A 13,408-nucleotide genomic window follows, 5' to 3' on the forward strand; every position below is an offset into this window, starting at 1 on the left:
ACTGAGACAGCTCTCAGTCTTTTTTGTTTATGTCGATTCTCTTGTCACGAGCCGGGTAGGCAGCTGGATATGATCACGCTGTAATGGTTTTTGGTCTTGCAGGAGCTCGATCATTTGCTGCACAGACCGCTGACCAAGCTCTACGATCGGGATGTCAATTGTGGTGATCGTTGGAGCTGTCACCTCGCATATGTCTTGATTGTCATAGCCGATCACCGCTAGATCCTCAGGGATTTGATAACCGTATGAAATGGCCTGTTTAATGAGCCCTGCTGCGACTTGATCATTGCCAGTGAAAATGGCATCAGGTGCATTCTTCATGTCATGGATAACATCCATTAAGCGAAAACCGTCTTCAATGGTGAATGCCTCCCCGAACAGCCAATCGTCATGCAGCGGCAAGCCGTGTGCAGAAAGAGCATCAAGATAGCCTTGTTTCCTTTGTTTCTGTGCTTCACTGCTCTCAGTATCAAAGCAAAACCCGATCGATTTTCGCCCCGACCGAATCAAGTAGTCAACCGCTTTATAGGCGGCTTCCCGCTCATCGTATCCAATAATCGGGATGTCAGCTGTTTGATGATATTCGTTCGCCATGACAATAGGGCCATTCGTTAAAAATGGCTCGATCTTTTCCCACGGATTTTCTAATGCCCCTAATATGACCCCATCTACTTCTCTTCTTTTTAATAATTGAAGCCCTTCAAGCTCTAACGATTCCTGATAAAACGTCTGAAGCACGATGGCTTTATAGCCTTGATCCAGTGCTTCCTTTGAAATGCCTTTAATCAATTGTGCAAAAAAAGGATGGTCCACAGCCGGGACAGACACAGCAATGGTTTTTGTCTGATGTGAACGAAGAGTGCGAGCCGCTGAACTTGGTGTATATTCCATTTCTTTCATCACCTGTAAAATGAGCTGGCGCTTTTCCTCTGACACATATGGATGATGATTCAGCACTCTGGAAACGGTGGTGGTTGAAACCCCGCAACGTTTGGCAATTTCATAAATTGTACACATTTTAACAAATCCTTTACACAAAGTTATTGTTCTGAAATCGATAACATCATTTACAATGTGAAACAAGTTAAATATTAACAAATGGGATTGATTAATTGGAGGGAATGGAATGCAAATATTGACGAAGATATCAGGTAAAAGCAAGGATTATCTTCCTTTGCTGGATATGATCAATCAAGGTGTTCAAGTAAAGTCTGATTCAGTTGAGAAGCACCTAGCAAATGAAAAGCTGGTGACGTTCCTTGAGCAAGATATAGGGCGCAAAGGCTTGGAAAAAATTCTCTTCCATTATAAACAAAATAAGGAAAAAAAGATACCATTTCTGCCAGTTGATAAACTGATTTCAGAGGATGAGATCGATGATATCATGCAGGTGTTGAAAGAAGTATTGAGTTCTGGCCGTTTTACTTCAGGGCCATATATTCCGGCGTTTGAAAAGCAGCTCGCTGAGTACTTAGGGAAGAAATATGTCATTGCCACGTCAAGTGGAACAGATGCCCTAATGATCAGCCTCATATCAGCAGGCGTCCATCCGGGAGACGAGGTCATTTTGCCAGCGAATAGCTTTGCTGCAACAGAAAATGCAGTGCTTGCGATTGGGGCTGTTCCGGTCTATGCCGATATTGATCCAGATACTTACTGCTTGGCACCGAGTGAAATAGAGAAGCATATCACTGATCAAACCGTATGCATTCTTCCGGTTCATTTATATGGAAAGCAAGCGGATATGAAGGCCATTTCGGCGATTGCTAAAAAGCATGGGCTGAAAATCATTGAAGATGGCTGTCAGGCGATCGGCAGCAGCGGCCTTGGAGCATATGGAGATGGACTTGTTCTCAGCTTTAATCCATACAAAAATCTTGGTGTCTGCGGCAAGGCAGGAGCCATCGCGACAAATGATGAAGCCTTAGCGGAAAAATGCATGGAGATCAGCTATCACGGCTTTGAAGTAGGAAAGAAAAATGTCAAACGCAGTGACTATGGATTTAATTCTAAAATTGATAATTTGCAGGCAGCGATCGGACTCGAACGCATGAAGTATTTAGGATTACAAAACTTTAAACGCTTTTACTTAGCAAAGCGATACATTGACCAGCTGCAAACGCTTGAGGATGAAGGATACTTGAAGCTTCCGAAGCTGACGGATGATCACGTCTGGCATCTGTTCCCGATCAGAGTGCTGAAGGGAGAACGAGATGAGCTTGCAGAGAAATTGCTGGAAATGGGCATTGAAACAGATGTTTATTACCCGATTCTATCGCATCAGCATCAAACAAATCTTGTTTCTCAAAAGTATAAACAAACGACACTTCCACAAACCGAAAAAGCAGCACAGCAATTACTTCACTTGCCGCTGTATCCAGGCATGCCGCTGCAAGATCAGGAGAAGGTCATCGAGGGGGTTCATCATGTTATCAAGTCTTCCATTCAATAAAAAACTGCTGAATCAACCGGAAAATCCGAAGTGGATCGTCTTCTGTGACTTTGATGAAACCTATTATTCTCACGGAATGACAGAGGAGCAGCGAGAGGATGTAAAACGGCTGGAAGCCTTTGTGGCAGAAAAGAGCGAAGCAGGACAGCTCATGCTTGGCTGGGTCACGGGAAGCAGCCTCGATTCTGTCACCAGTAAAATGGAAAAAGGCGGTTTTCATCAATTCCCACATTTCATAGCGTCGAACTTAGGAACTGAAATTGTGTATACATCGGAAGTTCGTTTTGGACAGCCAGATGCGGAGTGGATGAAGCGGCTGGATGCGCAGGGCTTTTCAGATGAAAAAATTGAAGACATCCTGGAAACCGTACGTGAAAAGGGAATTCATCTCAGACCGCAAACGCAGCTGGGCAGCTCAGGGTATAAGAAGAATTTCTATTATCAGGAGCAGGATGAACGGACAGATCTTCATCATCTATCATTCATCCAAACACTTGCCAAAGAGCGCGGGGTGGCGGTCAACATTAACAAATGCAATCCGCTCGCAGGAGACCCTGCGGATTGCTATGATGTCGATTTTTTACCAGTCGGCACAGGGAAGGATGAAATTGTCCGCTTTATGCTGAAGCAATATGATTTATCGAAAGATCAAGGCTTTGCCTTTGGAGATAGTGGGAACGATTTGCGAATGCTTCAATCCGTCACGCATGGTTTCCTCGTCCAAAATGCAACGGCCGAAGCCAAGCGGCACCATCATCAAATTTGTCATCATGGGTATGCAAAAGGAATCTATGAAACACTGAAAACAGTGATGTATAAACATGAGGAGGCACATTCATGAAGAAAATTGGAATTGTTGGAGCAGGGAATATTGCAAAAGCACATGCAAGAGCATTATCAACAATCAAAGGTGCAGAGTTATCAGGTGTCTATGATTTACACGAGTCAGTTGCACAGGGATTCATTAAACAGTACGGCGGACGTGTGTATTCAAGTATCGAAACTTTAGCAGATGCATCTGACGGGTTGATCATTGCCTCCCCTAATTTTTGTCACAAGGACCATGCCCTTCAGGCACTAAGAGCAGGACAGCCCATTTTATGTGAAAAGCCGATGGCTGTGTCGCTGAAGGAAGCGAAGGAAATGGTGGAGACAGCCAAACAGTTCCAGGTTCAAGCCAGTATGGGCTTTAACTATCGTTACTTATCCTTTGTGAATATTTTGAAGAACTTGATTGCCAATGGTGAATTAGGCCGTATTTTAACTGTCAGGACTCATTTTAAGAAAAATAGTGCCCTCAGAAGAAAGACATTTTCATGGAGAGACAGCGGTGAGAGTCTGCGCACAAGCGGTGCATTAGGAGATCTTGGCATTCATTTAATTGATATGCTGTGGTACTTATTTGGCAGTGACATGAAAAAAGAATCACTTAATACGAAGATGCTGACGCATGTAAAGGAAAAAGAAGAGAAAAAGGTACAGGTGGATGATCATACCGAAATTTTCGGTCAGATGGAGAATCAAGTGTTCTTTCACTTGGTCACATCCAAAAGCACGCAGCCTGAGGAATGCGGATTTAGTGTAGAAGTCGTTGGTCATGACAAGGTATTCAAATACCATACGAACATGAAAAACGAATATGAGATCAGTGATGGCTTGTGTGTGGAGCGTCATCAAATGCCGCAAACCCTGCTGACAGATCCGCCAAATGAATTTTACGGATGGTCTGATACCTTCCGTGATCAGCTGATGCACTGGTTGAATACAGATCCATATCCATCTCATATGAAAGTCGCTGATTTTGTAGACGGGTATCGCGCACAGGCTGCGCTTAATACATGCTTCGAGAGGGAAGAGGCTGTCGACTCTGCCCGGGCATATTAAAGAGGTGGAGCGGAGGATGTCAAGACTCCGCTCCTTTTTAGAGGAAGTGAAAAGATGAAAAAAGTGTTTTATTTTGGCTGTGTCTTTTATTTTTTTATTGGGACCATTCATGTATTTTTTGGTAGCTTAACTCCTTATTTGTTGTCAAGTTATGATAAGGGTCCCGGGGAATTATCTTCTTTAATCTTTTTTCAGTTTATTGGTTTTTTGACAGGTGTTCTGTTATCCCCCATTCTTGTGAGGAAAAAAGGCTATGGTGCTGTTCTGACCATGGGTCTTTTGCTGATGATCGGGTCACTTCTGCTTGGGCTTTTGGTGCCGGGCTGGACAACACTTGTGCTGGCAGGTTTTTTTCTTGGGAGCGGTGCAGGCAGTCTTGAGACAACAGCCGGAGCGTATGTGATTTCGATGGCAAACAGTGCGAAGCGAATCAGCATCATGGAGGTCTTTTTTGGGTTAGGCGCGCTGTTATTTCCACTTGTGATTCTGTTGACTGTCACTGAACAGACGTGGCACTATGTGTTTTTATTTCAGGTCGGTGCACTGACTTTTTTCCTTATGCTCTGGCTTGCCTTTATGAACAAATTGCCTCGTGGGCAGATGGCTGCTCCTTCCAAAGGGATGAGAAAACCGTCCTTACTTGTTGATCGTAGCAATCGAATGATTGTGGTGATTATGATTTGCTTTGCCTTTTTCTACGCAGGGATTGAAACGAACTTTGCGAACTTTTTGCCGTCGATCATGCTGGAAAAGGGGGGAGACCATTGGGGTCTTTTTGCGGTCTCAACCTTTTGGACAGCGATCGTCATCGGCAGAACTGTCATTGCGAGAAAAGCGGATCAGCTGCACCCGCTGCGTTTTTTAAAGCTAAGCGCAGCACTCATGATTCTGCTACTCGTGGTCTTTGCCCTGACAACCCACATAGCCGCGCAGCTGCTTCTCATCTTTTTCATCGGCCTGTGCGCAGCTGGCATGTTCCCAATCGCACTGACTGCATCTGCATTAATGATTGAAAATGCCATCGACGAGGCAACAAGTTACTTTATTGCAGCCGCAAGTTTAGGCGGAGCCTGCTTGTCCTTCTTGATTGGCTTTAGTCTTGAATGGGCAGGAGCAGCAAGTGCCGTCTTTGTTTTCGCCTTCTTAGCTGTTCTTCTGTTTGCAGCTGCGATTCAAATGAATCGTGCTAAGAAAAAAGAAACAGTTCTCCCGCAGCAGTCGGCATTGAAAGCGGATCGATAAGCAATATCCAATGCTTCCCAGAGTCCACCTGAAAAGATGACAAAGGACTTGTACTAAACCACAGAACGTTTGAATAATATGTACAAGTCAGCATCAAAAGGAGGACGTCTATGTGGCGGTGTTTTTTGGTTATATCTTTTTAGGGTTGTCACTTTCAGCGCCTGTTGGGCCAGTCAATGCAGCCCAAATCGACAGAGGGATTAAAAGTGGATTTTGGCACGCGTGGATTTTTGGTGTGGGGGCGATGGCTGCGGATATTGTCTATATGCTCCTCATCTATTTTGGTGTCGCCCAGCTTTTGACTGCACCTCTTGTGAAAACCTTTTTGTGGCTGTTCGGCTTTTTTGTTCTGACCTATACCGGCATTGAAAGCCTTCGTAAAATTAATTTGCAGGAGAGTCCAAAGAAGGACGGAGGAAACACAACGATTGGCCATTCCTTCATGACGGGGTTTTTCATTTCTCTTTCCAACCCGCTTAGTATTTTATTCTGGCTTGGTATCTATGGCAGTATTTTGGCGAATACGATTGAAAAGTATGGAGCATCCCAAATGCTGATGTACAGCATGGCTATTTTTATCGGTATGCTGATCTGGGATTTCAGTATGGCGCTGCTTGCTAGTTCGTTTCGGCGTTATTTAAGTGAACGTGTTTTACATGGCTTATCCGTTCTTGCAGGTCTATCTTTACTTGGTTTCGGTGCCTATTTTGGGTATCAAGGCATCATGGCGTTGCTTGGGTAGAAAAACAGACTGATACATTCAGTCTGCTTTTTTTGTAAGGATTGACAGACATAACACATTCTTGAATAATGGTGAGATATAAAATGGATTCAAGGAGCTTTGCTATGCTATGCGTATTTTTCTTCCAGTATTTAACTATGTGTGCATGCTGATCTTATCAGTCATCACAGCAACATTCGTTTATATCCTCTTATTTACCACGCCTGAAGCAGGCTTTAGTTATGTGGGGATGACGAGTCTGCTCATTTTGATCGCTTATGTGGTCTTTGCCGCGCCGATTCAGCTTGTTTTACACCGGCATTCTAAAAGGTTTCGAAGCCGTGACTTACTTGTTTATTTTCTTGCGGCGTGGGTGGTTTGTTCGGCGTTAGCGTTATGGATTGATTATGGCCTGGTCGTGTTCATTAGCTACAAAGTCTATCTGTTTAGCTTTTGCTCAGCCCTCATTTATTGGGGGCTCGATTCTGTCTTTTTGATGAAGAACCGATCATAGGAATGATACATAAGTGCTCTATTAAAAGAAGCAGCATGGAGTGAAAGACACACATACATGCTCAATTTGAACGAGAACATCCACCTCTTGCGTGCGCAAGGAAAGCGTTGAAGGACAGTCACCACAGCCTTTTTTTCTCATAGGCTATGGTGAAGACGCTAAAACGAGGTGGAAGATAATGGCCCAGCTGTATGCAAAAAGTTGCCTTGATCAAAATCTACGATCACTAGAAGAATGGAAGCAGGATGCTTTTACGCAATTTGGAGAGATGGTAGGAGATGAGGCAGATACATTCCCTTGTGTACCCGGAAGACAGGGGTTTTTTCTCGATCATTTACGTTATGGGTTTGTTGGTGATCCGAGGGAAGAGGAAGCTGTTGATGAATTAGCCCAGCTGCTTAGGGAATATCAAAGCTGTGCGAAAGAAACGGGTCAATATGCTTCATTTATTTGTTTTTTTGAAACACCGCAGGATTTAAAAGCAAGTTCGCTTGAAGAGTTTGAACAGCAGTTTTGGTCACTGCTTCAACGACTGCATCAGAAAGATGAAGTGCCGTGGCCGGAGGATGTTCCACTAGATACTCATCATCATGAGTGGGAGTATTGCTTTCACGGGGAAGCGTATTTTATTTTGTGCTCCACACCGGCTCATAAGCTCAGAAAAAGCCGCCACTTCCCTTATGTCTTGATGGCATTTCAGCCTAGATGGGTGTTTGAGAAATTGAATGGATCGACTAAGTTTGGACAAAAAATGAGCCAGCTCGTTCGTAAGCGGCTCAAAGCGTATGATGAGGTCAGCGTTCACCCATCATTAAAATGGTACGGTGATCCGACCAATCATGAATGGAAGCAATACTTTCTCCCAGATGAAGAGGCGGAGAAACCACCCTCCGCCAAATGTCCATTTACTGCATTAAAAAACATGATGAAATTATGATGCGGTCTGATCCTGCTGTTTCCACTTTTTCCTCATAAATAGCACCATGATGGCAATGACTGCAATGATCCCAAGGCTGATAAAAAAGCCAGGTCGTCCGCTTGCCTCTGTTAATGTGCCTGAAACGGCGGCTCCAATCAAGAGCAGCGCGAGAATCATTTCGCACGTTTGGCGAGTGGATGGCTTTGATAGCTTTTTACTTGAGAACAGAATAAATACCCATGTGTACAGCAGGGTAAGGCCGGCTGCTGTTGTGAGATGCTCGTAGATGTGTTTGGACAAAAAGAGCGCAAGCAAAATCGAGACAATTAAGCCAGCAGCAGTTAAGATAATCGAAGGCCATCCGACATGAGTTGGGTCTTTTTGTTTAAAACAAGCAGGTGCATCTTGATGCTCCGACATTGAGCCAAGCAGTGTCGTGACCGCATAAAGAGAGGCAACCAATGTCGAAAAGCCGGCAATAATGAAGATGCCATTAAAGATATGAAGAAAGATCGATAAATGAAACGGCTCCAATGATGTAATAAATGGACTGCTGTTCTTGTCAAAGGCGGTTACTGGGACAAGCAAGAGAGCAAGTCCAATTGAGACGATATAGATGACCGCTAGAATGATCAGCATGACGCGCCCTGATTTTGCCGCATCCTTCGGGTCCTTTAAATGAACCGCCATCAGCCCCATGACTTCAATTCCCCCAAATGCATAAAATGCGTAAATCAATCCGTTCCAAAGACCAAGCGGACCGAGCGGCATCCATTCGTGATCTTTGTTTGGGAGGTGCAGGGTTGGTTTATGATCTGTCAGAATGCCGAATAATACAAGCACCGCCAGGATCATAAACAGAAAAATCGCCGCTGTCTTCAGTACCGCCAAGACATTTTCTGTCTTTTGAAAAGAAGAAAGCCCTATGATAATCACGAGCAGGGCAAGAGCGGAATAAATTGCAGAAAACACCCAGAGCGGCACAGATGGAAACCAGTGGCGGGTAAAAAGAGAAATCGCTGTTAACTGACTTCCTGTAATCAGCATTTCTGCGAACCAATACACCCAGCCATTGCTAAACCCTGCCCAGCGTCCATATGCTTTACGAGCATAGGAGCAAAACGATCCTTTATCAGGGTTATCAGCTGTCATCGCAGCCAAATGTTTAAAGACGAGATAGGTTCCAACCGCAGCAAGCAAAAAAGAAATGCAGACGGAAAAACCGGACTTTGTAATGGCAATACTGGAACCAAGGAAGAAACCAGTGCCAATGGTACAGCCGACTCCGATGAGAGAAAGCTGCCACCAAGATAAAGTTTGTTCTTCTTTCAATGCATGTGCAACACCTTTCTGTTTCAATGACATTAGCTTGTGACCGCCTCTCTTTTTTATACATGATCACGGAGACGTTTTGGGCATACTGTCAAGGAAAGGAGTGCATGTGATGAACGGAGAATATGTCATTTTACCAAAGGATGGACATGGCTTTCGTTTAGGAAAAGGCCAATGTATGCGGGTGGTTGATGTCGAAGGCCAGCAAGTAGCAGATGTCATGGCCTATCATGAAAAGGATTTTTATGAAAAATTTGACCAAGGCGCGACAATGGACAGCCTATTTTCGTCAAAAGTGAAAAAAGGCGATAAGCTCTATTCTAATTTATACAAACCAATGTTTACCGTCATTGAAGACACAGTCGAATGCCATGATTTATACATGCCCGCCTGCCGGCAAGAAATGTATCAGCTTTTATACGGACGGACGCATTTAGAGGTCATGCATACATGCTACGATAATTTGCGGACGGCCTTTGAACCATTTGGGATTCCGAAGGAGGATATGTACTATCCTTTTAATGCCTTTATGAATACAGTTATTGATGAAAAAGGAAAACTGTCTGTGGAGCTGCCAAAATCTCTTCCCGGTGATTACATTCGTCTACGAGCCGAAATGGACCTCATTGTGGCCGTATCCGCATGTCCTGCTGATATTGGGAAGTGTAATGGCGCAAGCTGTACATCTATACGGGTAGAAATTGATTGAAAAAGAAAAGGGCCAGTCCCCTATTGACATGGTCTTTTTCATTTGTGAATGTTTGATCATTGATGAAATAGGGGAACGTCTAACAAAAGGTTCTTCCTGAAAACATGGTATAATGAAGATTCAAAAAACGTTGAAAACCAATGAATTCAGAGTAAAACCTGTTCTCTTCATGTAGAGGATGCTTAGGAGGAAAAGTGTATGAGTTTGCAGAAAAAGATCAGCCAAGAGTTGCATGTGCAGCCCTCAATTGACCCAAAGCAGGAGATCGAAAAGCGGGTTGGATTTCTAAAGGACTACTTGAAAAAAACTGGCGCAAAAGGATTCGTCCTCGGCATTAGCGGCGGACAGGATTCAACGCTCGCTGGCCGTCTTGCACAGCTTGCTGCATCTGAGCTGCGTCAAGAAGGAAAAGAAGAGGCAGTCTTTATTGCGGTGCGTCTCCCGCATGGTGTGCAGCAGGATGAAGATGATGCACAGCTGGCTTTATCATTTATTCAGCCGGACAAGTCGTGGAAATATGATATTGCGCCTGCCGTGACGGCATTCAGTGAACAATATCAAAAGGACACAGGCGGACCGTTGTCTGACTTTAATAAAGGGAATGTCAAAGCACGCATGAGAATGATCGCGCAGTATGCTGTCGGAGGAGAAGAAGGATTACTTGTCATTGGTACAGATCATGCAGCAGAAGCAGTAACTGGCTTCTTCACGAAGTATGGTGATGGCGGTGCAGATGTTCTCCCGCTCACAGGTCTGACAAAACGCCAAGGCCGTAAGCTTCTAGAAGCGTTGCAAGCACCAGAACGCCTATACTTAAAGAAGCCGACAGCCGATCTGCTTGATGACAAACCTCAGCAAACGGATGAAACAGAACTAGGCATTACGTACAATGAGATTGATGATTATTTAGAAGGTAAGCAGGTGTCAGAACAAGCAGCAGAAGCGATTGAAAAGCGCTATGTTCAATCAGAGCATAAACGCCAAGTACCAGCTTCCATGTTTGATGACTGGTGGAAATAAGAAAATGTAAGAGACCTCTCCTTTGATGGAGAGGTTTTTTCATTTCACATGACATTGACATGATAAACAGACATGTTTTATTAAATATTAGTAGAACGATATACTTAAGTCTGTTTTAATAAATATAGAGAGGATTACTCGATATGTTAGTAAAATAATTAGTTCGATTTACTTAATTTATCATCAAATAACTGTATTTTCAGAAAAAGGATTGACGACAAAAACGAATGCGCTTACAATGAAATCACATTCCAAAAAGTGAAATAAGATTCCACTAGACGGAATAAAGGGATATTCATCTCCAAAAATAAGCTAAAGGAATGAGTCACACAATGAAAAATCGCAGTGCATTGGAAATATACAAAGAAGGGGGCGCTTGGTGGGAGACAGAGATTAGTGATATTCAGAAAAACTCAATTGAGCTACGAGGGTATCCAATTGAAGAGCTCATTGGCGAATTGTCATATCCACAGATGCTTTATTTATTGCTTGTCGGCGAATTGCTGGATGATTCCAAAGCTTCCCTTTTTGAGAGTGTTCTTGTCGCAGGTGCAGACCATGGACCAAGAGCACCATCTATTGCTTCAGCAAGAATGGCCGTTACCTGTGGCATTTCATTTAATTCCTCTGTAGCGACAGGAATGAATCTATTAGGTGATATTCACGGCGGTGCCGGCGAAAAGGCGATGTGTATGCTGTACGAGGCTAAATCAATCTACGATGAAAACAAAGATGTAAAATATGCAGCAAAGCAAGTGTGTCAGGGTTGGTTAGCCCGTAAAGCCAAGATACCAGGTATCGGCCATCAGCTACATGATGATGATCCGCGGGTGAGACGTTTATATGAATTGAGTCAGTCATATGTCGAGCACGGTCATATTAGTGGTATTTACTTGCGGTTAGCGGAGGCCATCAGGCACGAACTTGAAAACCGAAAAGGGAAAAAAATAACGATGAACATAGATGGCGTATCAGCTGCGATTCAATGTGAATTAAACATCCCGGCTGAAGCAGCAAAAGGCATCTTTTCCTTATCAAGAGGAATGGGTATTGTGGCGCACGCATACGAGGAGCTAACAAAGGGAGCCCTCGTAAAAGGACCTTGTCCAAATGAAGAAAAACTGGTTCGTTACGTTGGGCATGGAACGCGTCATTTGAAGGAGGGTGAGACAATTTGAGTGAATTGAAAGCGTTACCATATGTGAATGGGGATTGGCTTGAAGCAAACCGTGAAAAAGAGGATATCATCAATCCTTACTCTGGAGAGACAATCGGCACATCTTATTTAGCGTCAACAGAAGATATAGAACACGCACTTACTGTTGCACAGCAAATCAAAAAACAACTAGTGGATATGTCAGCGTTAGAGCGTTCGACTCTTTTGAAAAAAGCAGCTACATTGCTAGAAGATCAAAAAGAATATTTTGCGAAACTCATTTCTTTAGAATTAGGAAAGCCGCTTAAAAACACACGAGATGAAGTCTCACGATCTATTGAAACGTTAGTGCAATCAGCGGAAGAAGCCAATCGATTAATAGGGGAGACCATTCCTGGTCATGTATCATCTCGCGGACAAGGAGCATTGGCGATGACATTTAAAGTGCCAGTTGGTGTGGTGTTAGCCATTACCCCTTTTAATGCACCACTCAATCTCATTTGTCACAAAATTGGTCCTGCTTTTGCAGCAGGGAATGCCATTGTATTAAAACCGGCTCCGCAAACATCAGCGGTTGCCACAGCATTTGTCAAACTGCTGCTTGAATCAGGATTCCCTGAAAAAAGCGTACAGCTCATTATCGGTGGAGTAGATGCAGGAAGACAATTAGTGACAGATGAAAGAACAAATCTTGTTTCTTTTACCGGAGGCGCAGTCGGCGGGGAACATATTTCTAATTCCGCTGGATTGAAAAAGGTCCTACTAGAGCTTGGTGGAAATGGAGCTACTATTGTCCATCATGATGCGGATATTGAAAAAGCTGCCTCCCTTTGCGCGAAAACGGGTTTCAGTAATTCAGGTCAAAGTTGTATTTCTGTTCAACGAATTTATGTCCACAAGGAAATTCTGGAAACATTTACTAAGACACTAAAAGCAAAAGTGGATCAGCTCATCGTTGGAGATCCGCTGTCCAGTGAAAGTGATATTGGCTGTATGGTTGATGAACAGGCAGCAAAACGTGTAGAAGTTTGGATACAAGAAGCAGAGAAAATGGGCGCTAGCATCATTTCTGGAGGACAAAGATATGGAGCAAGCGTTAGACCAACCATTTTGCTAAACCCACCGAAACAGGCCAAGGTCGTATGTGAGGAAGTATTTGGTCCGGTTGTCAGCATCCTTCCTTATGAAGATTTGAATAAAGCGATCAAAGAAGCAAATGATAGTCGCTACGGTTTGCAAGCCGGGATCTTTACGAGCCAGCTGGATGTGGCGTTACACGCAGCGAAAGAGCTTGAAACTGGAGGTGTGATCATCAATGGGACATCGAATTTCAGATTGGATCACTGGCCATATGGCGGTATTAAGCGAAGTGGTATCGGAAGAGAAGGTCCACGTTTCGCCATTGAAGAGATGACGGAAACCAAAATGGTCGTCCTTCCAGAAGGTATATAAGGGGGAA

General features: G+C 43.8%; 13 protein-coding genes. 11 read left to right on the top strand and 2 right to left on the bottom strand.

Features of this window, described 5'->3' with window-relative positions:
* Nucleotides 1-27: 27 nt before the first annotated feature.
* On the bottom strand, nt 28-1,017 hold the full coding sequence (locus C6W21_RS15420; protein ID WP_106056699.1) for a LacI family DNA-binding transcriptional regulator: 990 nt from the start codon (nt 1,015-1,017) through the stop codon (nt 28-30).
* 109 nt (nt 1,018-1,126) lie between these two features.
* On the opposite strand from C6W21_RS15420, the gene C6W21_RS15425 reads away from it, so the two are divergent.
* The 7 genes from C6W21_RS15425 (at nt 1,127) to C6W21_RS15455 (ending at nt 7,750) form a co-directional block, all read left to right on the top strand.
* Complete coding sequence (locus C6W21_RS15425) at nt 1,127-2,452, top strand: DegT/DnrJ/EryC1/StrS family aminotransferase (RefSeq protein ID WP_106056702.1); 1,326 nt, start codon at nt 1,127-1,129, stop codon at nt 2,450-2,452.
* Nucleotides 2,427-3,293: an HAD-IIB family hydrolase gene (locus tag C6W21_RS15430; RefSeq protein ID WP_106051110.1), complete on the top strand. Its 867-nt coding sequence runs from the start codon at nt 2,427-2,429 to the stop codon at nt 3,291-3,293. The genes C6W21_RS15425 and C6W21_RS15430 overlap by 26 nt, the downstream gene beginning before the upstream one ends.
* The gene (locus C6W21_RS15435) at nt 3,290-4,336 is read left to right on the top strand and encodes a Gfo/Idh/MocA family protein (protein WP_106051111.1); all 1,047 of its coding nucleotides are present in this window, start codon (nt 3,290-3,292) and stop codon (nt 4,334-4,336) included. Before C6W21_RS15430 ends, C6W21_RS15435 begins: the two co-directional genes overlap by 4 nt.
* Nucleotides 4,337-4,390: 54 nt before the next feature.
* Nucleotides 4,391-5,578 (top strand): MFS transporter, encoded by a 1,188-nt coding sequence (locus C6W21_RS15440; RefSeq protein WP_106056704.1) that lies wholly within the window; start codon nt 4,391-4,393, stop codon nt 5,576-5,578.
* 112 nt (nt 5,579-5,690) lie between these two features.
* Nucleotides 5,691-6,320: a LysE family translocator gene (locus C6W21_RS15445; RefSeq protein WP_106051113.1), complete on the top strand. Its 630-nt coding sequence runs from the start codon at nt 5,691-5,693 to the stop codon at nt 6,318-6,320.
* A gap of 109 nt (nt 6,321-6,429) precedes the next feature.
* Complete coding sequence (locus C6W21_RS15450; protein WP_106056706.1) at nt 6,430-6,813, top strand: UPF0715 family protein; 384 nt, start codon at nt 6,430-6,432, stop codon at nt 6,811-6,813.
* A 178-nt stretch (nt 6,814-6,991) separates the two neighbouring features.
* Complete coding sequence (locus C6W21_RS15455; RefSeq protein WP_106056708.1) at nt 6,992-7,750, top strand: YqcI/YcgG family protein; 759 nt, start codon at nt 6,992-6,994, stop codon at nt 7,748-7,750.
* Here C6W21_RS15455 and C6W21_RS15460 read toward each other — a convergent pair.
* Nucleotides 7,745-9,097, bottom strand: a complete 1,353-nt coding sequence (locus C6W21_RS15460) for an amino acid permease (protein ID WP_106051116.1) — start codon at nt 9,095-9,097, stop codon at nt 7,745-7,747. The genes C6W21_RS15455 and C6W21_RS15460 overlap by 6 nt on opposite strands.
* Before the next feature lie 79 nt (nt 9,098-9,176).
* Here C6W21_RS15460 and C6W21_RS15465 point away from each other — a divergent pair, with 79 nt between their 5' ends.
* The 4 genes from C6W21_RS15465 to C6W21_RS15480 all read left to right on the top strand — a co-directional run bounded on the left by C6W21_RS15465 (nt 9,177) and on the right by C6W21_RS15480 (nt 13,401).
* On the top strand, nt 9,177-9,773 hold the full coding sequence (locus C6W21_RS15465) for a DUF1989 domain-containing protein (protein WP_106051117.1): 597 nt from the start codon (nt 9,177-9,179) through the stop codon (nt 9,771-9,773).
* 198 nt (nt 9,774-9,971) lie between these two features.
* On the top strand, nt 9,972-10,793 hold the full coding sequence (gene nadE, locus C6W21_RS15470; protein WP_106051118.1) for an ammonia-dependent NAD(+) synthetase: 822 nt from the start codon (nt 9,972-9,974) through the stop codon (nt 10,791-10,793).
* A 320-nt stretch (nt 10,794-11,113) separates the two neighbouring features.
* Entirely contained in the window at nt 11,114-11,971 is an 858-nt protein-coding gene (locus C6W21_RS15475) for a citryl-CoA lyase (protein ID WP_106056709.1), read from the top strand.
* Nucleotides 11,968-13,401 carry an aldehyde dehydrogenase family protein gene (locus tag C6W21_RS15480; RefSeq protein WP_106051120.1) on the top strand — a complete coding sequence of 478 codons (1,434 nt, stop codon included), beginning with the start codon at nt 11,968-11,970 and terminating at the stop codon, nt 13,399-13,401. Before C6W21_RS15475 ends, C6W21_RS15480 begins: the two co-directional genes overlap by 4 nt.
* Nucleotides 13,402-13,408: the final 7 nt, after the last annotated feature.

Origin of the sequence: Bacillus sp. NMCN1 (genome assembly GCF_002998085.1) — a bacterium.
Classification (GTDB): Bacteria; Bacillota; Bacilli; order Bacillales; family Bacillaceae; genus Bacillus.

Coding starts and splice junctions, on each gene's coding strand:
- C6W21_RS15420 (WP_106056699.1), bottom strand. CDS start 1,017: ATGTGTACAATTTATGAAATTGCCAAACGTTGCGGGGTTTCAACCACC.
- C6W21_RS15425 (WP_106056702.1), top strand. CDS start 1,127: ATGCAAATATTGACGAAGATATCAGGTAAAAGCAAGGATTATCTTCCT.
- C6W21_RS15430 (WP_106051110.1), top strand. CDS start 2,427: ATGTTATCAAGTCTTCCATTCAATAAAAAACTGCTGAATCAACCGGAA.
- C6W21_RS15435 (WP_106051111.1), top strand. CDS start 3,290: ATGAAGAAAATTGGAATTGTTGGAGCAGGGAATATTGCAAAAGCACAT.
- C6W21_RS15440 (WP_106056704.1), top strand. CDS start 4,391: ATGAAAAAAGTGTTTTATTTTGGCTGTGTCTTTTATTTTTTTATTGGG.
- C6W21_RS15450 (WP_106056706.1), top strand. CDS start 6,430: ATGCGTATTTTTCTTCCAGTATTTAACTATGTGTGCATGCTGATCTTA.
- C6W21_RS15455 (WP_106056708.1), top strand. CDS start 6,992: ATGGCCCAGCTGTATGCAAAAAGTTGCCTTGATCAAAATCTACGATCA.
- C6W21_RS15460 (WP_106051116.1), bottom strand. CDS start 9,097: ATGTCATTGAAACAGAAAGGTGTTGCACATGCATTGAAAGAAGAACAA.
- C6W21_RS15465 (WP_106051117.1), top strand. CDS start 9,177: ATGAACGGAGAATATGTCATTTTACCAAAGGATGGACATGGCTTTCGT.
- nadE (WP_106051118.1), top strand. CDS start 9,972: ATGAGTTTGCAGAAAAAGATCAGCCAAGAGTTGCATGTGCAGCCCTCA.
- C6W21_RS15475 (WP_106056709.1), top strand. CDS start 11,114: ATGAGTCACACAATGAAAAATCGCAGTGCATTGGAAATATACAAAGAA.